The 21,281-nt window shown below is 74.5% G+C and carries 19 protein-coding genes and 1 pseudogene; 7 read left to right on the forward strand and 13 right to left on the reverse strand.

Annotated elements, in window-relative coordinates; translation table 11 throughout:
* Nucleotides 1-455: 455 nt before the first annotated feature.
* Genes ACFSHS_RS21300 through ACFSHS_RS21320 form a run of 5 tightly spaced genes read right to left on the reverse strand, consistent with a single transcriptional unit; the run spans nt 456 to nt 5,528 of the window.
* Complete coding sequence (locus ACFSHS_RS21300) at nt 456-1,418, reverse strand: glycosyltransferase family 2 protein (protein WP_376880588.1); 963 nt, start codon at nt 1,416-1,418, stop codon at nt 456-458.
* Between the two features lie 41 nt (nt 1,419-1,459).
* Nucleotides 1,460-2,332, reverse strand: a complete 873-nt coding sequence (locus ACFSHS_RS21305; protein WP_376880590.1) for a glycosyltransferase family 2 protein — start codon at nt 2,330-2,332, stop codon at nt 1,460-1,462.
* The gene (locus tag ACFSHS_RS21310; RefSeq protein ID WP_376880592.1) at nt 2,329-3,411 is read right to left on the reverse strand and encodes a prenyltransferase; all 1,083 of its coding nucleotides are present in this window, start codon (nt 3,409-3,411) and stop codon (nt 2,329-2,331) included. The genes ACFSHS_RS21305 and ACFSHS_RS21310 overlap by 4 nt, the downstream gene beginning before the upstream one ends.
* Before the next feature lie 13 nt (nt 3,412-3,424).
* Nucleotides 3,425-4,207, reverse strand: a complete 783-nt coding sequence (locus ACFSHS_RS21315; RefSeq protein ID WP_376880594.1) for a class I SAM-dependent methyltransferase — start codon at nt 4,205-4,207, stop codon at nt 3,425-3,427.
* Nucleotides 4,208-4,262: 55 nt separating this feature from the next.
* Nucleotides 4,263-5,528 carry a glycosyltransferase family 4 protein gene (locus tag ACFSHS_RS21320; RefSeq protein ID WP_376880596.1) on the reverse strand — a complete coding sequence of 422 codons (1,266 nt, stop codon included), beginning with the start codon at nt 5,526-5,528 and terminating at the stop codon, nt 4,263-4,265.
* 107 nt (nt 5,529-5,635) lie between these two features.
* Between ACFSHS_RS21320 and ACFSHS_RS21325 the strand changes: the two genes are divergently transcribed.
* Nucleotides 5,636-5,929, forward strand: a complete 294-nt coding sequence (locus ACFSHS_RS21325) for a Dabb family protein (RefSeq protein WP_376880598.1) — start codon at nt 5,636-5,638, stop codon at nt 5,927-5,929.
* A 157-nt stretch (nt 5,930-6,086) separates the two neighbouring features.
* On the opposite strand, the gene ACFSHS_RS21330 is transcribed toward ACFSHS_RS21325, so the two are convergent.
* Both ACFSHS_RS21330 and ACFSHS_RS21335 read right to left on the reverse strand, forming a co-directional pair.
* The gene (locus ACFSHS_RS21330; RefSeq protein WP_376880600.1) at nt 6,087-6,338 is read right to left on the reverse strand and encodes a transposase; all 252 of its coding nucleotides are present in this window, start codon (nt 6,336-6,338) and stop codon (nt 6,087-6,089) included.
* Between the two features lie 362 nt (nt 6,339-6,700).
* A pseudogene (locus ACFSHS_RS21335) lies at nt 6,701-7,156 on the reverse strand (IS110 family transposase); the annotation flags it as partial.
* 277 nt (nt 7,157-7,433) lie between these two features.
* On the opposite strand from ACFSHS_RS21335, the gene ACFSHS_RS21340 reads away from it, so the two are divergent.
* On the forward strand, nt 7,434-8,504 hold the full coding sequence (locus ACFSHS_RS21340) for a DUF4192 domain-containing protein (RefSeq protein WP_376880603.1): 1,071 nt from the start codon (nt 7,434-7,436) through the stop codon (nt 8,502-8,504).
* 12 nt (nt 8,505-8,516) lie between these two features.
* Here ACFSHS_RS21340 and ACFSHS_RS21345 read toward each other — a convergent pair whose 3' ends face one another.
* Nucleotides 8,517-10,595, reverse strand: coding sequence for a S9 family peptidase (locus tag ACFSHS_RS21345; protein WP_376880605.1), 2,079 nt, complete (start codon nt 10,593-10,595; stop codon nt 8,517-8,519).
* 204 nt (nt 10,596-10,799) lie between these two features.
* Complete coding sequence (locus tag ACFSHS_RS21350; RefSeq protein ID WP_458199565.1) at nt 10,800-11,705, reverse strand: metal-dependent transcriptional regulator; 906 nt, start codon at nt 11,703-11,705, stop codon at nt 10,800-10,802.
* 67 nt (nt 11,706-11,772) lie between these two features.
* Here ACFSHS_RS21350 and ACFSHS_RS21355 point away from each other — a divergent pair, with 67 nt between their 5' ends.
* On the forward strand, nt 11,773-12,954 hold the full coding sequence (locus ACFSHS_RS21355) for an acetoin utilization protein AcuC (protein ID WP_376880608.1): 1,182 nt from the start codon (nt 11,773-11,775) through the stop codon (nt 12,952-12,954).
* Entirely contained in the window at nt 12,947-15,667 is a 2,721-nt protein-coding gene (locus ACFSHS_RS21360) for a bifunctional acetate--CoA ligase family protein/GNAT family N-acetyltransferase (RefSeq protein ID WP_376880611.1), read from the forward strand. Before ACFSHS_RS21355 ends, ACFSHS_RS21360 begins: the two co-directional genes overlap by 8 nt.
* A gap of 130 nt (nt 15,668-15,797) precedes the next feature.
* On the opposite strand, the gene sigB is transcribed toward ACFSHS_RS21360, so the two are convergent.
* A complete protein-coding gene (sigB, locus tag ACFSHS_RS21365) occupies nt 15,798-16,784 on the reverse strand; it encodes an RNA polymerase sigma factor SigB (protein WP_376880613.1) in 987 nt (328 codons plus the stop codon).
* A gap of 263 nt (nt 16,785-17,047) precedes the next feature.
* A complete protein-coding gene (gene dtd / locus ACFSHS_RS21370; RefSeq protein ID WP_376880615.1) occupies nt 17,048-17,479 on the reverse strand; it encodes a D-aminoacyl-tRNA deacylase in 432 nt (143 codons plus the stop codon).
* A gap of 117 nt (nt 17,480-17,596) precedes the next feature.
* On the opposite strand from dtd, the gene ACFSHS_RS21375 reads away from it, so the two are divergent.
* From ACFSHS_RS21375 to ACFSHS_RS21385, 3 genes are all read left to right on the forward strand, one after another.
* Nucleotides 17,597-17,986 carry an STAS domain-containing protein gene (locus tag ACFSHS_RS21375; RefSeq protein ID WP_376880618.1) on the forward strand — a complete coding sequence of 130 codons (390 nt, stop codon included), beginning with the start codon at nt 17,597-17,599 and terminating at the stop codon, nt 17,984-17,986.
* A gap of 333 nt (nt 17,987-18,319) precedes the next feature.
* Entirely contained in the window at nt 18,320-18,913 is a 594-nt protein-coding gene (locus ACFSHS_RS21380; protein WP_376880620.1) for an HhH-GPD-type base excision DNA repair protein, read from the forward strand.
* 96 nt (nt 18,914-19,009) lie between these two features.
* On the forward strand, nt 19,010-19,351 hold the full coding sequence (locus ACFSHS_RS21385) for a DUF3099 domain-containing protein (RefSeq protein ID WP_376880622.1): 342 nt from the start codon (nt 19,010-19,012) through the stop codon (nt 19,349-19,351).
* A 4-nt stretch (nt 19,352-19,355) separates the two neighbouring features.
* Here the strand turns inward: ACFSHS_RS21385 and ACFSHS_RS21390 are convergent, their stop codons facing one another.
* Together ACFSHS_RS21390 and ACFSHS_RS21395 are read right to left on the reverse strand one after the other, a co-directional pair.
* A complete protein-coding gene (locus tag ACFSHS_RS21390) occupies nt 19,356-20,288 on the reverse strand; it encodes a carbohydrate kinase family protein (protein WP_376880624.1) in 933 nt (310 codons plus the stop codon).
* Between the two features lie 10 nt (nt 20,289-20,298).
* Entirely contained in the window at nt 20,299-21,249 is a 951-nt protein-coding gene (locus ACFSHS_RS21395; RefSeq protein ID WP_376880627.1) for a pseudouridine-5'-phosphate glycosidase, read from the reverse strand.
* Nucleotides 21,250-21,281: the final 32 nt, after the last annotated feature.

A 21,281-nucleotide genomic window follows, 5' to 3' on the forward strand; every position in this document is an offset into this window, starting at 1 on the left:
CAAACTCAGCGTGACCACAGCCAGGTCGGCGCGGTGGTTGGTACCTCCCTCGTGGAGGAAGGCCCACGTTCGACTACGAACCGTGAGGAGGCCGGACTGCGGTATGGGCCGCTCGCGGAGTGGTGCCCGTGCCCCGATGTGTGCCGACAGCACCATTCAGGGAAGGACTGCACGAATGACGTCGTCGTCTCTTCCGGAATGGCACCTGCCGGGAGATTCCGCGCCGGTCGGCAGGTGGTCCACCCATTGACGAGCGTCGAGGCCGGTCGCACCGGGGGACGACCATGGGTCGGACGCGCTCCCAGGCCCGCCGCGCGGTGGGCGTGACCGCTGTGCCTGATGCCTGGTAACGAGGCGTGACGGAGCCGCGTCTTCGTGACCGGGTAGGGACGGATCCACGCCGGGCGTCAGCCCGCCTGGTCGGGGCGTCGTCGGCGACGGCCGCCGGTCACAGGTCAGCTGACGTAGCGCCGGGCGGCGGACCTGCGCTGGGCGTCCTCCAGGGCGGCGAACCGGGCCTCGGCGTGCGGGGGGAGCACCCGCCGCTCGCGCACCACCCACGGGATGCCGAGGACGGCCTCGAGCAGGCCGCGCGCGGTCACGGTGTCGCGGGGCACCGTGCGCAGCAGGTGCACGGTCCGGCGCAGCGCCGGGCGCAGGGGACGGCGCAGCCACGTCGTCCAGAGGGTGTTCCGGATGCCGTCGCGGCGGCGCCGGTGCGGATCCCGGGCGGTGCTGGCCTGGTGGTGCACGGTGAGCGCGGGGAGGTAGCACAGCTCCCAACCCGCCGCGGCCAGGTCGCCGGCCATCAGTTCCTCCTCGCCCCCGAGCCACAGCCGCTCGGAGAAGCCCCCGACCTCGAGGAACGCCTCGCGGCGCACCACCGAGGCGCCGGCGAGGAACGACCCGAGCGCCGGTCCGGGCAGCCAGTCGGCGCCGCGGACGGGGGAGTCGCGCAGCTCCGGGACGATCGGGTCCTCCGTGCCGCCCGGCTCGACGAGGATGCGCGCCGTGACCACCGCCAGCCGGGGGTGGGTGTCGAGGGCGTCGGCAGCGGCCGTCAGCGAGCCCGGCTCCCACCACGTGTCGTCGTCGCAGAAGGCGACGTAGGGAGTGTCGAGGAGGGCGACGCCGACGTTGCGGCCCACGGCGCCCAGGTTCTCGGGGCTGGCGACGAGCTCGACCTCGGGGAACCGGGTGCGGACGGCGTCGGTCGTGCCGTCGGTGGACCCGTTGTCCACCACCACGACCCGCGGCTGCTCGGGAAGGGCGAGCAGGCGGTCGAGTGCCAGCAGCAGCTCGTTCCGGCGCTGGTGCGTGATGACCACGACGGCGACCCGCGGATCGGGCCGGCCCGCCTGCGGGGTCGCCGGCCCCGCCCCCGGTGCCGGCCCGAGCGGGAGAGGGGTGGGGAGCACGGCGTCCCCCTCCGGGCGGTGGGCAGGAGGGGTCTCCGTCCTCACGCCGGCTCTCCGGCCAGCAGCCGCAGGTCGGCCCGCACCTGTTCCGGGATCGGCCGGCGGCGGCGCAGGGCCGCCGGCAGGTCCGGGGCCGCGCGGAGCAGCCCCTCCATCCCCGGCCGGCCGGTCCGGACCGCGGTCCGGACGACCTCCACGATCCCGGGGACGGGGTGCCGCATGACGGCCGTCAGCACCCGGGCCCGCCAGATGCCCGCCTGCCGGCGCCCCGGGTCGTCGCGCCGGCTCGAGGGGTGGTGGTGGACGGTGACGGAGTCGACGTAGGCCATGCCCCAGCCGGCTGCGGCCAGGTCGAGCGCCACCCGCTCCTCCTCGCCGGGGAACCGCACGACGGGGTCGAAACCGCCGACCGCCTCGAACGCCTCCGTCCGCACGAGGGCCGCGCAGGCGACGAAGCCCAGCAGGGAGGGGCCGGGTAGGTCCTCGGCCGCGCCCAGCGGACTCTGGGCCATCTCCGCGCACACCGGGTCCAGCTCCTCCTCGGGATCGACGAGGATGCGGGCGTTGAGCACCGCCAGCCGGGGGTGCGCCCGCATGATCTCCACGGCGCGGGCGAGGTCCCCGGGCGCCCACCACGAGTCGTCGTCGGCGAACGCGACGAACGGCGTGCCGGCCCGCGCGACGCCGAGCGTCCGGCCGTGGGCACCGTGGTTGCGGTCGAGCGCCAGCAGGGTCACCTCGGGGTGGGCCTCGCGCACGGCCTCCACCGTGCCGTCGGAGGAAGCGTTGTCGACCAGGATCACCGGGGCCTCGTGACGCGGCAGCGTGGCGAGCAGGTCGGCCCGGCGGTCGCGGCTGGCCACCACGACGGTGACGTCGGAGGAAGCGGAGGAGGGTTCGGGAGCTGCGGTCACGGGAGCACCGTGCCCGCACCTCCCGTCAGCGAACCGGCGGATTCCGGCTCGATCGGCATCCCGGCTTCCGGGAGCGCCCACGGGTCTGTGAACAGGCACGACGCCGGTGTCGCGCCCGACAGCGCATCGGCGGCCAGCACCACCGCCGCCGCCGTCCACGTGGTCCGCTCGACCGGCCAGCGCGCGTCGTCGGCGAAGACGTACCCGGTCCAGTAGGAGCCGTCGTCGTCGCGCAGGTGCTGCATGGCGGCGACCTGCTCGGTCGCGGCCTCCCGCTGGCCGGCGGCGGCGAGCGCGAGCGCCAGCTCGCAGGTCTCGGCGCCGGTGACCCACGGCCGGTCGGACACGCAGCGGGCACCCAGCCCGGGGACGACGAACCGGTCCCAGTCGCCCGCGAGCCGGTCGCGGGCGGCGGGCCCGGTGACCGCACCGCCCAGCACCGGGTAGTACCAGTCCATCGAGTAGCGGGAGCGGTCCGCGAAGGCGCCGGGCCGGGTGCGCAGCGCCGTGCCGAGGTCCGCGACGGCGACCTCCCAGTCGGGCTGGGCCTCCCCGAGCAGACCGGCGAGCGCGATGCCGCAGCGCAGCGCCTGGAAGAGGCTGGCGTTGCCGGTCAGCAGGGCGGTGTCGTCCGCGGTGCCGTCCGGTCGCAGCGCCCAGCCGATCGCGCCGCCGGGCAGCTGCATCCGGGTGACCAGCTCCAGGCCGCCGCGGATCGCCGGCCACAGCTCGGCCACCAGGCGCTCGTCGCCGGTGACCAGCCAGCTGTGCCAGGCACCCACGGCCAGGTAGCCGGCGTGGTTGCTCTCCGCGCCCGGCGCGGACTCCGCTCCGGCGCGGTACTCCGCGGCCCAGGAGCCGTCGGCCCGCTGCCGCGAGGCCAGCCAGCGGTAGGCGGCGGCGGCGCGGTCGTGGGCGCCGCCGATGTCCAGGGCCATGGCCGCCTCGACGGAGTCCCAGGGATCCAGCCGCTCGCCGCGGGACCAGGGTAGGGCGCCGTCGTGACCCTGCTGGGCGGCTATCCACGCGACCGTGCCGCGCACCTGGTCCCCGGTCAGGACGCCCGGCAGCTCCGGCACCGTCCCCGTCCGGTCACTGCGCGGCAGCGGTCTGCTCCCGCTCCGCGGGCGCCGGACCGCCGGCCCCGGCGTCCTGCCGGGGCGCGGCCGCAGGCTTGTCGGCGTAGACGACGAAGCTCTTGCCGAACAGCGGGTCCAGCAGCCGTTCGGCGGTGCGGGTCAGCCACGGCCGGGTCGTGAGGTCCCAGACCAGCAGCCGGTGGTACGCCCGGACGACCGCGGCGTCCCGATCCACTCCGACCGCGCACTTGAGCCACCAGAAGGGCGCGTGCAGGGCGTGCGCGTGGTGGCTCTCGCCCGGGCTCAGGCCGACCGAGGCCAGCCGGGTCCGCAGCACGTCGGCCCGGTAGATGCGGACGTGCCCGCCCTCGTTGGCGTGGTACTGGTCCGACAGTGCCCAGCAGATGCGCTCCGGCCCGTAGCGGGGCACGGTGACCGCCACGCGCCCGCCGGGCGTGAGCACCCGGAAGATCTCGGCCATCGCGGCGGTGTCGTCGGGGATGTGCTCGAGCACCTCGGAGGCGATGACCCGGTCCACGCTCGCGTCGGGGAAGGGCAGGTGCAGCAGGTCGCCGCGCACGACCTCGTACCGAGAACCCTCCGGTGCCTCGCCCGCCCCGGCGATGGCGCCCAGCCAGCGCTTCGTCGTCTCCACCTCGGAGGCGCCCCGGTCGACGGCGACCACGGAGGCGCCCCGGCGGTAGGCCTCGAAGGCGTGCCGGCCCTCGCCGCAGCCCAGATCGAGGACGGTCATCCCCGGCCGCAGGTCCAGGAGGTCGTAGTCGACGGTCAGCACTGTGCCCCCACGGCGGCCCCCACGGCGGCCCCCACTGCGGCCCCCGTTCCGGCCCTCACGGCGTCCCCCTGCGGTCGAGGATGTCGGCGTACCAGTCGGCGGTGCGCTGCGCCGTCGATCGCCAGGTGAAGGTGTCCAGGACCCGCCGCCGTCCGGCCCGGCCCAGCTGCTCGCCCAGGGCGGGGGAGTCCAGCACCAGCTGCAGCGCGGCGGTCAGCTCGCCGACGTCGCCGGCGCGGACGCGCAGCCCCGCCTTCGTCCCGACGACCTCCGGCAGCGCCCCGGCGTCGGTGGTGACCAGCGGGGTCGCGCAGGCCATGGCCTCGACCGCCGGCAGGGAGAAGCCCTCGTAGAGGGACGGGATCGCCACCACCGACGCGCGCTGCAGCAGGTCGACCAGCTCCTCCTGGGGCACCGGACCCGTGAACCGCACGGCGTCCCGCAGGGCGAGGCGGTCGAGCGCGGCCTCGGCCGGGCCGCCCGGGCGGGCGCTGCCCACCACCGTCAGCCGCGCCGGCCGTTCGGTGCGCAGCTTGGCCAGCGCCTCCAGCAGGTGGACCAGGCCCTTGAGCGCGACGTCGGCGCTGGTGATGACCAGGATCGAGTCGGGGTCCCGCGGCTGCCCGGCCGGTGGCGGGGTGAACTCGTCGGGGTCGATGCCGACCGGGATGACGTCGACACCCTCGGCCGGCAGGCCCATGTGGGTGGCGATGTCGCGTCGCGAGTTCTCGGAGACCGTGGTGACGCCGTCGAGGCGACGGGCCACCCGCGCCTGCATCGTGGTGAAGCCGTACCACCGGCGCAGGGTGAGCCGGCGGCGCAGCGAACGCGTGGCGGCGAGCTCGAGCTCCCGGTCGATCGCGATCGGGTGGTGCACCGTGGCGACGGTCGGGATGCCGGCCCGGACCAGGCGCAGCAGGCCCCACCCCAGGGACTGGTTGTCGTGGACGATGTCGAACTCCCGCGGGCCGGACCCGCCGGCCCGGGGCAGCAGGTGGCGCGCTGCCCGCAGGCTGAACGTCATCGGCTCGGGGAAGCCGGCGGTGCACATGACCGCCCACTCGGCCACGTCGATCCAGTCGCGGAGCTCCGACGGTCGCGGGGTGCGGAACGGATCGGGCTCCCGGTACAGGTCCAGGCTGGGCAGCCGGGTCAGGGGCACGCCGGCGTCCAGGTCGGGATAGGGCTGGCCGCTGAGCACCTCGACCCGGTGCCCCAGCTCGGTCAGTTCCCGGGACAGCGCCCGCACGTAGATGCCCTGGCCGCCGCTGTGCGGCTTGCTGCGATAGGACAGCAGTGCAATGCGCAACGACCGTCCCATGCTCCGGACTCTAACCAGCGGGAAATCCGGGCCCGGCTACCAGCCGGTAACCGCGCCGCCGGGGCCACTCGTCCGGGGGAAGGGGCGCCGCCTGGCAAGGTGCACCCATGATCCGTCACGTCGTGGTCTTCACCTGGTCGCCGGCCGCCGACGCGCAGCGCCGGGCGACGACCCTCCAGGCACTGCGCCGGCTGCGCCAGGACGTCGGCGGCATGACGTCGCTCGTGGTCGCGGAGGACGCGGGGCTGTCCGACGGCAACGCCGACACCGTCCTGATCGCGGACTTCCCCGACGTCGAGGCCTTCTACCGCTACGCCCAGGACCCGGTGCACCTCTCGGTCCTCGCCGAGCACGTGCGCCCGTGGCTGGCCGCCCGGAGCGCGGTCCAGTACAAGGTCTGACCGGTACCAGGTCTGCTCCTGGCGCACGGCCGCACCGGACGCCGCGGCGTTCACCGGGCTGGCCGGGCCGGCCTGTGCCGTCCCGGCCCACGCGGTCGGCCGGACCCGTCCCGTACGGCTCGTCCACAGGCCGTGGGCGCGAAGCTCCTATTGCTCGTCAAGTCCCGGGGTGGGTGAGGGCGGCGTAGACCTCGCGGGCGACGTAGCGCTTGAGGCAGCGCATGATCTCTGGCTTGCTCATGGCTTGGGTGGTGCGCCTGGTGACGTAGTCCCGGGTCCGCTGGTCGGTTCCCGTTCGGACCAGGAGGATCCGCCAGAGAGCGTTGTTGGCACGGCGGTCACCACCGCGGTTGAGGCGGTGGCGACCGCTGGTCTTGCCGCTGGAGGCAGGTAGGGGGCGACGCCGCACAGGTGCGCGAACGAGCTTTCGTCGCGGAGCCGGCCGGGATTGTCGCCCACGGCCACGAGCAGCGCGCCGGCGGTGTCGGTGCCGACTGCGAAGCGGGCCACCAGGGCGGGGGCGGCGGCGGTGACCAGCGGCCGCAGCGTGAGGTCTAGCCGCTTGAGCTGGGTGGTGAGGAATTGGTGGCGCAGGGCGACCTCGCGCATCGCGTATTTCGTGGCGTTCGCCGGATCTGCGAGGTCCTCACCGGGGCGCAGCCGTGCTGCGGTGGTGATGAGCTGGGTCGAGGACAGACCGCGCAGCTGCTCGCGGAGGTTCCGCGGGGCGCTGAGCAGCAGTGCCTTGAGCTGGTTCAGTGCCGTGGTGCGCCGGGCCACGGTGCTGCGCCGGGCCACGGTGCTGCGCCGGGCCACTCGGAGCGCACGAATCGCCTCGATCTGGCCATCACGAGCCTTGGGAATGGTGGCCGCCGGGCCGGACAGGACCGCGCGGGCGGCTGCCTCGGCGTCGAGGTGGTCGTCCTTGCCGTGCAGACGGCGCGCCTTGCGGTCGGGGCGGTCGACCTCGATGACGTGATAGCCGGCTTGTTGCAGGTCGCGGCACAGCTGGGCGCCGTAGGAGCCAGTGCCCTCAACCCCGATCTTGGTGATCTGGCCGTGTTCCTCGGCCCAGTGGATCAGTGCGGCGTTGCCCTCCGGGTCGGTAGGGAAACCGCAGCTGCCGAGCATCCGGCCGACGTCGTCGAGCACGGCGGCTACGTGGGTGTCTTCGTGGGTGTCGACGCCAACGGTGACAGTGCGCGTCTGGACTGCGATCGTGGTCATGTGCCATGACTCCTGACGTGGAATGGCACGCGCGGCCGGACGGGCGGACAGGACAGTGACGGGGCCTCTAGCCAGGCTCCTATGAGGTCACGTTCGTCCGGCTGTTGCGCGTGTTGGGGCACCGCTGCCGGGCCGACAGTTCGCGTGAAAGGCACACCGGCCAGTCCACAGACGGGTCAGACCCCGCAGCGGCGCTGATCATGCACAGGCATCATCACTGTCCACAGAAGTTCCGAGCCGGTCCCGCCGCGCCGCCCACGCGGTCAGGGTTCGGGTCATGGACGCACACCCCCGCCCGCCCGTCCCCCCGGCTCCCGGGCGCATCGATGTCCGGCTCACCGACCTGGGTGACCTCGCGGCGTCCATCCCGCACCTCCTCGGCTTCCGACCGCGTGAATCGGTCGTCCTCGTCAGCCTGACCGGACCGAGCGGCGGGCGGGTCGGCCTGACCATGCGTGCCGACATCCCGCCGGCGGAGCACGCCGGGGCGCTGGCGGCGGCACTGACCCGCCGGGTCCTCACGGACCGGCCCCGCGGCGCCGTGCTGGCCGTCGTGTCCGACGAGCCGGACGCCGTGGACGGGCTGCCGCACCGTGCGCTGGTGCACGAGCTGGTTCTGGCGCTGACCCGGCACGCCGTCGCCGTCGACGAGGCCGTCCTCGTGCGCTCCGGCCGGTGGTGGTCCTACGACTGCGCGGACGCCTGCTGCGCGCCGGGCCGGGGCACGCCGCTGCCGACCGGGGTGACCGAGCTCGAGGTCGCCGCGGTCGCGACCGGAGTGGTCGTGGAGCCGGACCGGGAGGGCCTCGGCGCCCGGATCGCGCCGCCCGACGCGTCCGCGCGGCAGGCGATGGCGGCGGCCTGCGCGGAGTTCGCCGCCGCGCGCGCCGACAGCATCTCCGAGGCCGGGTGGCACGCGGTGGCCGAGCGGTCCTGGACGGCGATCCTGGACGCCCTCGCCCGGTCGCGCCCGGGGGCCTCGGCGGCAGGCTCCCGGCTGACCGACCCCGAGCTGGCACGGGTCGTGTGGGGCCTGCGCGACCGGGCCGTGCGCGACCGCGCGCTGCAGCTGGCCCTCGGACCCGACGCCGCAGCGGCCGAGCAGCTGTGGACCGAGTGCACCCGGCGGGCACCGGGGCCGCTGGACGCCGCGCCGGCGACGCTGCTGGCCGTCAGCGCGTGGTTGCGCGGCGACGGCGCGATGGCCGACGTCGCCCTGCGCCGGGCGCTGGCGAGCGAGCCCGGCTACGCGCTCGCCCGGCTGCTGGTGCAGGCGCTGGCAGCGTGCATGCACCCCGCCGCGCTGCGGGCGCTCATCGCCGAGGCCGTACACGGGCCGGTGGACTGACCGGTGCCGCGCTCACAGCAGCTCGGGACGCTGCCACGCCTCGCCCAGCACGTGCTCGGCGAGGAACGCCAGGACCGTCGCGTACCAGATCTGGCTGTTGCCCGGGGTGAGCACCCAGTGGTTCTCGTCGGGGAAGTACAGGAACCGGGAGGGGACCCCGCGCTTCTGCAGGTCGTACCAGAGGCGCAGCGCCTCGCCGACGGGCACGCGGAAGTCCCGGTCGCCGTGGATCACCAGCATCGGGGTCCGGATGGCGTCCGCGTACCGGTGCGGCGAGTTCTGCTCGTAGCGCTTGGGCTCGCGCAGCGGGTCGCCCCACTCCTGCTGCCAGTAGTAGGCGAGGTCGGTCGTGCCGGTGAAGGAGTCCAGGTCCCACAGGCTGGCGTGGGTCACGATCGCGCGGAACCGGTCGGTCTGCGTGGCGATCCAGTTGGCCATGTAGCCGCCGAACGACCCGCCCATCGCCGCCGTGCGCGAGGCGTCGATGTCCGGGCGCTGCTCCACCGCGTCGACCGCGGCCATCAGGTCGGTGTAGGGCGCTCCGCCCCACTCACCCCATCCGCGCCGGACGAAGTCCTGGCCGAACCCCTGCGACAGGGCGGGGTTGGGCAGCAGGACGGCGTACCCCCGGGCGGCCAGCACCCAGGGACACCACCGCCAGGACCAGGAGTTCCAGCTCATCAGCGGCCCGCCGTGGACCCACAGGACCAGCGGCGCCGGGGTCTCCACCGACGCACCCTCCGGGAGGACCAGCCACGACTGCACCCGGGTGCCGTCGGAGGCGGTTGCGGCCACCTCGTGCAGCGTGCCCGGCAGGCGGTCGAGGGTGCCAGGGGCGGGCAGGGCGGGCGGATCCTGCAGGGGGGTCTCGGGATCGAGCCGCACCGGCACCGGAGGGGAGTCGTAGGCCGACCGCAGCGCGTAGAGGGCGCTGCCGTCCCGGGCCACCTGGAGATCGCTGTAGGCGCCGTCCCCGGTCAGCCGCAGCGGCGGGCCGCCGTCCACCGGCACGCGGAAGACCGCGTGCCGTCCGTCGTCGTCGGCCAGGAAGTAGACCGCGGTGCCGTCGGCGCTGAACTGCGGAGCGCTGGGCCACCGATCGAAGCCCTCGGTCAGCTCCCGGACCGCACCGTCGGCGACCTCGACCAGCAGCAGCGTGTGGTCCGGCGGTTCGGCGTACGTCGACATCGCCTGGCGCACGCAGACCAAGGCGCTGCCGTCGGGCGAGAATGCCGGCGCGAAGACGTCGGCCGACGGGTCGTCGACGAGCGGCCGGGTGCTGCCGTCGGCCGTGTCCATGAGCACGACGCGGTCGCGCCGGGCGGCCGGGCCGTCGGGCACCTCCTCGACCCGGGCGAGCAACCGGCCGTCCGGGGACAGCGTGAACGACCCGTCGGCACCGCTCGGCGGGACGGCGTCGGGCGTCAGGTCCCGCAGTTCCACGGGGTCGGCGCCGGTGGCCGGTTCGTCCACGGGCAGCCGGCCGGCCCAGAACAGGTGCGGGGAGGCGGGCCCGAGGTCGTGGTCCCAATACCGCACCGGATAGGTCTCGTGCAGGATCGCCGACACCCCGGCGTCCGTGCGCCTGGTCCGCCGTTGCTCGTCGGCCCGGGCGTCGGAACCCCCGGGCATCGTCGCGGCCGCCACGACGACCTCGCCGGTGCCGGTCGCGACGGCCACCCCCGAGATGCCTCCCGGGCGGGTCAGCACCAGTCGGGCCTCGCCGCCGTCCCCCGGCAGGCTCCAGAGCCCGGCCTTCGGCTCCGTCTGCTCCTTGGCGCCGGGCTCCGGGCGGGCGGAGGTGAACAGCAGCGATCCGTCCGGAGACCAGACCGGGGACGACTCACCCGGTGCGCTGCGCGTGAGCCGCCGCGCCGGGCGGTTCCCGGCAGGGTCGACCTCCCAGAGCGCCGACTGCCACTTCTTGCCCTCCGGGTCGAGGGTCTGCACCGACACCGCCAGCCGGGAGCCGTCGGCGGACAGCGCCAGACCCCCGAGACGGGGCAGGGCCACGAATGCCGCGAGGTCGGCGAAGGCGCTGCCGCCCGGGGACGTCGAGGAGGCGTCGGATGCAGGGGCGGACGGGCTCACCGGGGCCTTCTTCCGGGGTGGCGGGTGTGGCGGGCGCGGGGCGGCCCCACAGTAGTGAGGCGGCCCCCGCCGGACCGACGCCGCAGGCCACCGGCTCCACCGGTCCGGGAACGCCGCCGGGTCGGGGGGCGAAGTCCTCCCGCGGCCACGCCGGCCGGCGGCGACCACAGGCCGGCCACCGGGCGGCGAACGGCGGGAACCGGCTCAGAGCCGGGGCGCGGCCTCCAGCGGGGTGAGCTCCTCGTCGACGGCGCTGACGAACACGTGCTGCGCCACCCCCAGCGGCAGCACGTTCCCGTCGAGGCTCACCGAGCCCTCGACCAGGCGCGCGGTCATGGTGGCCCCGGGGCGCACCCCCTGCTCCGCGAGCAGGCGCAGCAGCTCGGTGTTCTCCTGCAGCTGCTCGCTGATCCGGCGGACCACCACCGGACGGCCCTCGACGGTCGCCGTGGTGCTCAGCAACGTGAGGGAGTCGAGCACCGCAGACGTCTCCCCACCGACCGAGTCCTCCCCGCGGAGGGCGTCGAGGCCGGGGATGGGGTTGCCGAAGGGCGACACCGACGGGTTGCCGAGCAGGGTCAGCAGCTTGCGCTCCACCGCCTCGCTCATGACGTGCTCCCAGCGGCAGGCCTCCTCGTGCACGTCGGCGTAGTCGAGGCCGATCACGTCGACGAGCAGGCACTCGGCCAACCGGTGCTTGCGCATGACGGCGGTCGCCAGCTGGCGGCCCTCCTCGGACAGCTGCAGGTGGCGGTCGCCCTCCACGGTCAGCAGGCCGTCGCGCTCCATCCGCGCCACCGTCTGGCTGACCGTCGGGCCGCTCTGGTGGAGCCGCTCCGCGATGCGCGCGCGCAGCGGGACGATCCCCTCCTCCTCAAGCTCGAAGATCGTCCGGAGGTACATCTCCGTGGTGTCGATGAGGTCGTTCACAGGTACTCCTCCGTGTCGGGGCAAGTCTACGGGGGTGGCGAGGCCTCGACGGTCAGCCGGAAGGGTGGCGCGGGCGACCTCCACCACCAGCTCCGCCACGACCTCCACCACCAGCTCCACCACCAGCTCCACCACCAGCTCCGCCACGAGCTCCGCCACCAGCTCCGCCGAGAGGCGCACCGGGTAGCGTCCGGCGCGGGGTGTGGACGTGCGACCCACGTCCGCCGGGGCAGCGCGAGGAGGGCTCGTGAGCGACTCGATCGCCGTGGTCTGGGACGACGCGCTGCTGGGCTACACGATGGGCGGCGACCACCCCCTGCACCCGGTCCGGCTCGACCTGACCATGCGGCTGGCCGACAGCCTCGGCGTACTCGCCACCGACCGGCTCGAGGTGCTGAAGCCCGCCCCGGCCGACGAGGGCCTGCTCACCCTGGTGCACGACCCGGCGTACCTGGAGGCGGTCCGCCGTGCCCCCGCCGACCCCGGCGTCGGCCACGGTCTCGGTACCGCCGACAACCCGATCTTCGAGGGGATGTACGACGCCGCCGCCCTGATCACCGGCGGCAGCGTCCTCGCCGCCCGGCAGGTGCACGAGGGGCGGGCCCAGCACGCGGTCAACATCTCCGGCGGGCTGCACCACGCGATGCGCGACGCGGCGTCGGGGTTCTGCGTCTTCAACGACGCGGCGATCGCCATCGCCTGGCTGCTGGGCCGGGGATACGAGCGGATCGCCTACGTCGACCTCGACGTCCACCACGGCGACGGCGTCCAGGCCGCCTTCTACGACGACCCCCGGGTGCTCACGGTGAGCATCCACCAGACGCCGCTCACCCTGTTCCCGGGCACCGGCTTCCCGGAGGAGACCGGCGACGCCGACAAGGCCCTGGGCAGCGCCGTCAACCTCGCGCTGCCCAACGGCACCGACGACTCCGCCTGGCTGCGCGCGTTCACCGCCGTCGTCCCCAGCGTGCTGCGCGCCTTCCAGCCGCAGATCCTCGTGACCCAGTGCGGCTGCGACGCCCACCACGAGGACCCGCTCGCCGACCTGGCGCTGACCGTCGACGGGCAGCGCGCCAGCTACCGCGCCATGCACGAGCTGGCCCACGAGATCTGCGAGGGCAGATGGGTCGTCCTCGGTGGCGGTGGGTACGGGTTGGTGCGGTGCGTACCCCGGGCCTGGACCCACCTGCTCGCCGAGGTGGCCGGCGCGCCGCTCGACCCCGCGACGGAGATCCCCGAGTCCTGGCGGGAGGACGTCGTCCGGCGCGGCCTCCGTGCCCGGCCGCCCACCCACATGACCGAGGGCGGGTACACCGGGTTCTCCCGGTGGGATCCCTTCACCGAGTCCCGGGTCGACCGGGCCGTGATGCGCACCCGCCGCGCGACCTTCCCCTACTTCGGCCTCGATCCGGACGATCCCCGTGACTGAGCACACCACCGCACAGCCCGACAGCACCCCCGACGTCCCGGAGAACCCCCCGCCACCGCCCCCGCACTGGGAGGCCGACATCGTGGCGGCCGACGGCGGGACGGTCCACCTGCGCCCGATCTGCCCCGAGGACGCCGAGGGTCTCGTCGGGCTGATGGAACGGAGCAGCGACCAGACCCGGTACTACCGGTTCTTCGGCCCGATGAAGCGGCTCTCCGACCGCGACCTGTACCGGTTCACCCACGTCGACCACGCGGACCGGGTGGCCTTCGTGGTGCTCCTGGGCGACCAGATCGTCGCCGTCGGCCGCTTCGACCGGTACCCCGGGACCGACGACGCCGAGATCGCCTTCCTGGTGGAGGACGCGCACCAGGGCCGCGGTCTGGGCTCGGTGCTGCTCGAGCACCTCGCCGCGGCGGGCCGGGAGCGGAGCATCAAGAACTTCGTCGCCGAGGTGCTGGCCCAGAACAGCCGGATGGTGCGGGTCTTCCAGGACGCCGGCTACAAGGCGGAACGCACCTACGAGGAGGGCGTCGTCCACCTGACGTTCCCGATCGAGCAGACCGAGGACGCGCTGGCCGTCGCCTACGAGCGCGAACAGCGCAGCGAGTCCCGGTCCATCGCCCGGCTGCTCAAGCCCTCGTCGGTCGCCGTCGTCGGGGCCAGCAACGACGAGGGCAAGATCGGCAACGCTCTGCTCCGGCACCTGCTCGACTACGGGTTCGCCGGGCCGGTCTACCCGGTCAACCCCGCTGCCCGGCACGTGCGGGGCGTGCCCGCCTACGCCGACATCGAATCCATCCCCGACGACGTGGACCTCGCCGTGCTGGCCGTTCCTGCCGACGAGGTGGCCGGAGTGGTCGAGGCCTGCCGCCGCAAGCGGGTCCGCGGCCTGGTGGTCGTCTCGGGCGGGTTCGGGGAGACCGGGCCGGAGGGCCGCGCCGCCGAGCGGCAGCTGGTCGCCGCCGCCCGGGCCTCGGGCATGCGGGTGGTCGGGCCGAACTGCCTGGGCGTGGTCAACACCGACCCCGAGGTGCGGCTCAACGCGAGTCTGGCGCCGATGATCCCCGCCCGCGGGCGGGTGGGTTTCTTCGCGCAGTCGGGCTCGCTGGGAGTCGCTCTGCTCGAACGGGCGCGCAGCCGCAACCTCGGGCTGTCGACCTTCGTCTCGGCCGGCAACCGCGCCGACGTCAGCGGCAACGACCTGCTCCAGTACTGGTCCACCGATCCCGGCACCGAGGTGGTGCTCCTGCACCTGGAGAGCTTCGGCAACCCCCGGAAGTTCGCCCGGCTGGCGCGCACCGTCGGGCGCACCAAGCCGGTCGTGGCGGTCAAGAGCGGCCGGCACGTCCAGGTCACCCGCGGGCTGGCCGGCACCTCGGTCTCCGTCCCCGAGCAGTCCGTCGCGGCGCTGTTCGCCTCGGCCGGCGTGATCCGCGTGGAGACCGTGGCGCAGATGTTCGACGTCGGCATGCTGCTGGCCCACCAGCCGCTGCCGGAGGGACCGCGGGTCGGGATCGTCGGCAACTCCACCGCCATCGGCTGGCTGGTCGCCGACGCCGTCCTCGACGAGGGGCTGGAGCTCGCGCACGAGGAACCGGTGGACATCGGCGCCGGCGGCACGCCCGAGGACTTCCGCGCCGCCCTGCAGGAGGCCGTGGACGACGACGACGTCGACGCGGTGGTGGCCGTCTTCCTCCCGCCTCTCATGGCCGGCTCGAAGGAGTTCGGCGCGGCGCTCCGCGACGTCGCCCGGGGATCGGCCAAGCCGGTCGTGGCGAGCTTCCTCTCCACCGAGGGCGTGCCCGACGAGCTCGCCGTGCTCGACGAGGAGGGCCTGGCCGCCCGCGGCTCCGTGCCGTCGTACTCCACCCCGGAGCGGGCGGTCATCGCGCTGGCGAAGGGGGCCGAGTACGCCCGCTGGCGGCGGCGCCCGATCGGTGTGGTGCCCGAGCTGCCCGACGTCGACGAGGCGACCGGCAAGGCACTGGTCCGGCAGGTGCTGGCCGAGACGCCGGCCGGCCGGGACCTCACCGACGACGAGCTGATCGCCCTGCTCGCGGCCTACGGGGTGCCGCTGCTGGGGACGCGGACGGTCACCGACGCCGAGGCCGCGGTCGCCGCCGCCGAGGAGATCGGCTACCCGGTCGTGCTGAAGTCCACCGCGCCCTGGCTGCGGCACCGCTCCGACCTCGGCGGGGTGCGGCTGGACCTGGGGGACGCCGACGCCGTCCGTGCGGCGTTCGCGGCGATCCCCTCGGGCGACCCGGTGATCGTCCAGGAGATGGCGGCGCCCGGTGTCGCGACCGTGGTGGAGATCGTCGACGACCCGTCCTTCGGCGCGCTGGTCAGCTTCGGCCTCGGGGGAGTGGCGACCGACCTGCTCGGCGACCGCGCCTACCGCACCCTGCCGCTGACCGACCTGGACGCCGCCGAGCTCGTGCGCTCGCCGCGCGCCTTCCCGCTGCTCGACGGCTACCGCGGCTCGGAGCCGGTCGACGTCGCCGCGCTCGAGGACCTGCTGCTCCGGGTGGCCCGGCTGGCCGACGACCTGCCCGAGGTGCTCGGTCTGACGCTCGAGCCGGTGATCGTCGGCCCGCCGAACCCCTGGCACGGTGGGCGCTCGCTCGTGGTGGCCGGGGCCCGGGGCTTCGTCGGCCCCCCGACCGCCCGGGTCGACCCCGGCCCACGCCGCATGCGCTCACCGGTCTGAAGGGCGTCGTTCCTGCGGTGCTCCCGCTGCTCCTGCGGGGTTGCCCCACCGCACGAGCTGGTGGAACACCGCAGGAACGAGCGAGCCGGGCCGCCTCCTCGCGGAGGCGACCCGGCTCGGACTGCTGCGATCAGGCGAGGTAGTCGCGCAGGGCGTCGGCCCGCTCCGGGTCGCGGAGCTTGGCCATCGTCTCGCGCTCGATCTGCCGCACCCGCTCGCGGGAGAGGCCGAACTGCTTGCCGATCTGCTCCAGGGTGCGGGGCTGGCCGCCGTCGAGGCCGAAGCGCAGCACGACGACGTCGCGTTCGCGCTCCTCGAGGGTCTCCAGGACGTTGCGGACGTCGCCTTTCATCATCTGGAAGGCGACCGCGTCCTCGGCGACCGCGGCGTCGGCGTCCTCGATGAAGTCACCGAGCCGGGACTCCTCGTCGGCACCGACGGTCTGGTCGAGGCTGACCAGGTCGCGGCTGTACTCGAGCAGCTCGGTGATCCGCTCCTCGGGCATGTCGAGCTCGAGACCCAGCTCCTCGGCGGTGGGCTCCCGCTCGAGCTCCTGGTGCATGCGCCGGCGGGTGCGGACCACCTTGTTGACCTGCTCGGCCAGGTGGACGGGCAGCCGGATGGTGCGCCCGGAGTCGGCCATCGCGCGGGTGATGGCCTGCCGGATCCACCACGTGGCGTAGGTCGAGAACTTGAAGCCCTTGGTGTAGTCGAACTTCTCCACCGCGCGGATCAGGCCGACGTTGCCCTCCTGGATGAGGTCCAGGAACGTCATGCCGTGGCCGGTGTACCGCTTGGCCACGGAGACGACGAGCCGGAGGTTGGCCTCCAGCAGGTGGGCCTTGGCGGCCTTGCCGTCGACGGCGAGGGTCTTGTAGTCGCGCTGGCGAGCGGGGGAGAGCCCCTGCTTCTCGGCCAGCAGCCGTTCGGCGTAGAGACCGGCCTCGATCCGCTTCGCCAGCTCGACCTCCTGCTCGGCGGTGAGCAGCGCGGTCTTGCCGATGGTGTTGAGGTAGACACGCACGAGGTCGGTGGACACCAGACCGCTGGCGTCGGGCTCACTCCGCGGTGAGCGCACCCCGAGGGTGTCGTTGGGGGAAGACTGCAGCAGCGTCACGATGGGTCTTCGTCCTTGCCTTCGGTTCGGATGCATCCGGCGTGTCGTCGCTGGCGACGTCGGTGCGTCCAGGCGTCAAGTGTGGGAGCCCCGGGGTGACCCGACCTGGCTCCGTGCTCTTCTGTCCGATGTGGTACGCCCTCCACAACGGTCAGGACCGTGCTCCGTGTTCCACGATTAGGTCGTTCACAGCAAATCGACAGGGAGTGTCCTCGGTCACCGCCCCCCATACCCCCGTCGGACCGAAATACGCCGGTGTCGTCTCAGGTCTCCAGGAGGAGGGTCATCGGGCCCTCGTTGACCGACGAGACCTGCATGCGGGCGCCGAAGACCCCGGTCGCCACCGGGCAGCCGCGGCGCCGCAGCTCGTCGACCACCTCACCGACCAGCGGCTCGGCAACCTCGCCGGGGGCGGCCTCCGCCCACGAGGGACGACGTCCCTTCCGGGTGTCCGCGTAGAGGGTGAACTGGCTGACTACCAGCACGGGAAGCCGCAGGTCGGCCGCCGACAGTTCGCCGCCCGGCCCCGGGAAGATGCGCAGCTCGTGGATCTTGCGGGCCATGGTGCGGGCCGCGACGGCGTCGTCGGCATGGCGTACCCCGACCAGTGACAGCAGTCCGCGACCGATCTCGCCGACCACCTCCCCGTCGACGGTTACAGCGGCTGTACCGACCCTGCTCACCACTGCGCGCACCCTGTCATCCTCCCCGGCGGGGGGCGGCGTAGCGTCCCGGTCACGAACCCGTGGTGCGAAGCCCATACCGGCGGCTTCCTCATTTCGTCGGCCACCTTCGGCGGCTGGGGGGCGAACATGGACGCGGATCAGGCCCTGCAGCCTCCTGCCGGGGTCATCACGATCGAGCGCGAGGGTGCCGATCGACGGGTGCTGTGCCTGCGCGGGGACGTGGACACCGCGGTCGCGACGCGGTTCACCAGCTCGCAGCGGCGGGAGCGGGTCCCGGTCGACGCCATCGACGCCGGTGGTGTGACGTTCATCTGTTCCTCCGGAATCGCCCTCATGCTGCTCTGGGCCGAGGCCTCCGTCGCGGCCGGCCGGCGCCCGGTGCTGCGGGCGGCCTCCCACCAGGTCGACCGCGCGCTGCGGCTGGCGGGGATCGATGGCGTCTTCCCGCGGCCGGAGCCCGACGACGGAGCGCCCCCGTCCCCCAGGAGCGCGGAGGGTGAACCCGAGCGCGGATAGCGCGGGATCGCTACGTCGCCCGCGCCGACCGCGGTCAAGGCTCGATCAGAGCGGCCCGCTGCAGGGACTCGCGCATGAAGGCGGTCGGCGCGTCGGCCCGGCCCGACCGTCCCGGCTGTAGGGCGCCGTGCACCTGGGGCTGCTCGCCAGCGTTCCCTTCCTGGCCCTCGATCTGGCCGTCGAGCGACGAGCCCGAGGCGACCGCGGGGCAGATCAGGGCCGAAAATGGTCGTCCCACGACGCCGGTGAGGCCAGCTGCGACGGTCCCGGAAGTGGGCGAGCACCGCGGCGGTACCGGGCGTTGCCGCCGATCCCGTACGGCACACTGCCCCGGTGCCGAGCCTCCGCATCGCCCAGGACCCCGCGGCCGACGAGCTGCTCGGCCGCGACCCGCTCGCGCTCCTGATCGGGATGCTGCTGGACCAGCAGTTCCCCATGGAGCGGGCCTTCGCCGCTCCGCGGCTGCTGGCCGACCGGCTCGGCGTAGAGAGCCTGGACGCCGCCCGGCTGGCGTCCGTGGACCCCGAGGAGCTGACCCGGGTCTTCCAGGGGCCGCCGGCGCTGCACCGGTACCCGGGCTCGATGGCCGGCCGCACCCAGGAGCTCTGCCGCCTGCTGGTCGAGCGTTACGGCGGGCGGCCGGAGAACCTGTGGGCCGACGCACCCGACGGCGCCACCCTCCTGCGGCGGCTGGGCGACCTGCCGGGGTTCGGCGCCCAGAAGTCGAAGATCTTCCTCGCCCTCCTCGGCAAGCAGTACGGCGTCACGCCCCCGGGCTGGCGCGAGGCGGCGGGGGACTACGGCCAGGAGGGGTCGCGCCGCTCGGTCGCCGACATCACCGGGCCCGAGTCGCTGGCCGAGGTGCGCGCGTTCAAGCAGGAGCAGAAGCAGGCGGCCAAGGCGCGCCAGCCCGTGGCGAAGCCGTAGGACGGAGGCACGAGCATCACCCTCCGCGCGGTGGCACCATGGGGCGCGGACCGGAGGAGGCCGGGGCGGTCCCCGGCCGGACGGTCAGCGGAGGGGATGGAGCCCGTGGCCTCGAGCCAGCAGTTCCCACGGTCCCGCGGGCCGGAGCCGGTGCTGATCACCGAGGCCCAGCCGAGCATGGCGGAGCAGCACGCGGCCCGGAAGAAGCGCTACGCCCTGACCATGGGCATCCGCGTGGTCTTCATCGTGCTGGCGGCGTCCTTCTACCAGGTCGTCTGGCTCATGCTGATCTGCGCCGTCCTGGGGACCGTGCTGCCCTGGATCGCGGTCATCATGGCGAACGACCGGCCCCCGAAGAAGAAGCTGCACGTCAACCGGTACGACGCCCGCCCCGACCGCGTGCTGGAGTCCCGGCCCGCCCGCATCATCGAGGGCTGACCGCTCAGCGCGCGCCGGGCCGTCGCACCACCTCGGCCGCGCGCGCGAGCCCCGCGTCCAGCGCGTCGCCCGGATCGACGCCGGGGGAGGCCAGCCAGACGGCCAGCAACCCGGCCGCGAACGCATCCCCCGCGCCGGTGGTGTCCACGACCTCCGTCGGGTGGGCCGGCCGGTGCACGAGCAGGTCGCCGGACGCCCAGAGCGCGCCGTCGGCCCCGCAGGTCACCGCGACGACCGGGTGCCGGCGGGCCAGCGCCCGGGCTGCGTCCGCCACGTCCGCGCAGCCGGTGAGCAGCCGCGCCTCCTCGGCGTTGGGCAGCAGCACGGTGGCCGCGGCCGTGTCGGCCAGCCACCGGTCCACGCCGTAGCGGCCCAGCGGGCCGGTGGACGCGGGGTCGAGCGAGACGGTGCAGCCCGCCGCGACGGCGGCCGCCAGCGCGGTCAGGCCGGCATGCCGGGGCCCGGGGTCCAGCAGCGTGTAGCCCGACAGGTGCAGGTGGCCGCCGGGTGAAGGGCTGGGCACGTCCTCCGGCCGCAGGTGCAGGTTCGCGCCGCGGTCGGCCAGCATGCTGCGCTGCCCTCCGGGCTCCACCAGGCTGACGATCGTGCCGGTGGGCGCGCCGGGAACGGTCCGGAGCCGGAGCCGCGCGCCGGCGGCGGTGAGCTCCGCGGCCAGCCCGGCTCCCGCGGCGTCGTCACCGATGCACCCGGCCAGGACGACGGAGGTGCCCAGCCCGGCCAGGTGCGCGGCGACGTTGGCCCCCGCGCCGCCCCCGCGGCTGCGGATCGAGGCGGGTCGGTCCGAGCCGGGCGCCGGCTCCCCGGACAGCACGACGACGACGTCGGTCGCGACGTCCCCGACGACGACGACCTCGCGCCCGGTCCCGCCGCCGATCATCGGCGGACGGCAGGCGGCGTCGGGGTGTCGACCGGCCACATGCCGATGATCAACTCCGTGGCGCGGTGGTCGGCAGGCCGGCCAGTGCCGCCGCGATCCGCCCCGCCAGCTCGGCGTTGCGCAGCACCAGCCGCACGTTGACCGCCAGGGTGGCGCCCTCGCTGGCCCGGTGCAGGTGGTCGAGCACGAACGGGGTCACCGCCTTGCCGCGGACGCCCGCCTGCTCGGCGGCGGCCAGGGCGCCGGCGATCACCCGGTCGTGCAGGACCGGGTCGAGCTGCTCGTCCGCCGGCAGGGGGTTGGCCACCACGACCGCGCCGGGCGCGAGTCCGCGGCGGGCGGCGAAGACGCGGGCGGCCTCGGTGGGGTCGGCCACCGCCCAGTCGACGGTGGAGCCGGAGTCGGCGACGTAGAACCCGGGGAACGTCGTCGTCCGGTAGCCGACGACGGTGACCGACAGCGATTCGAGCCGCTCCAGCGTCGCCGGAACGTCGAGGATCGATTTCACGCCCGCACAGACGACCACCAGGGAGGTGCGCGACAGCGCCGTCAGGTCGGCGGACTCGTCGAAGGTCTCCACCGACTGCCGGTGCACTCCGCCCAGCCCACCGGTGGCGAACACGCCGATCCCCGCCGTGGCGGCGAGCAGGGCCGTGCTCGAGACCGTCGTCGCGCCGCTGAGCCCGAGAGCGGCGGCCACGGGCAGGTCCCGCACCCCGAGCTTGGCCAGGCCGGGGTCGGCGCAGACGCGGTCGACCTGCTCGGCGGTGAGGCCCACGTGCGGGACGCCGTCGAGGACGGCGATCGTCGCGGGCACGGCCCCGCCGGCGCGGACGGCGCCCTCGACGTCGTCGGCGGCGGAGCGGTTGTCGGGGCGGGGGAGCCCGTGCGCGAGCAGGGTGCTCTCCAGGGCCACGACGGGCCGGCCGGCGGCCAGCGCGTCGGCGACCTCGGGGGAGAGGACGGCGCCGGTGGGAATCTCGGGAGTGGGCGGGTGCACCCTGTCATCATGAGGGCCGGCCCGGTCACGCC

The sequence above is a fragment of the Blastococcus deserti genome (assembly GCF_042682525.1).
Lineage (GTDB): Bacteria > Actinomycetota > Actinomycetes > Mycobacteriales > Geodermatophilaceae > Blastococcus_B > Blastococcus_B deserti.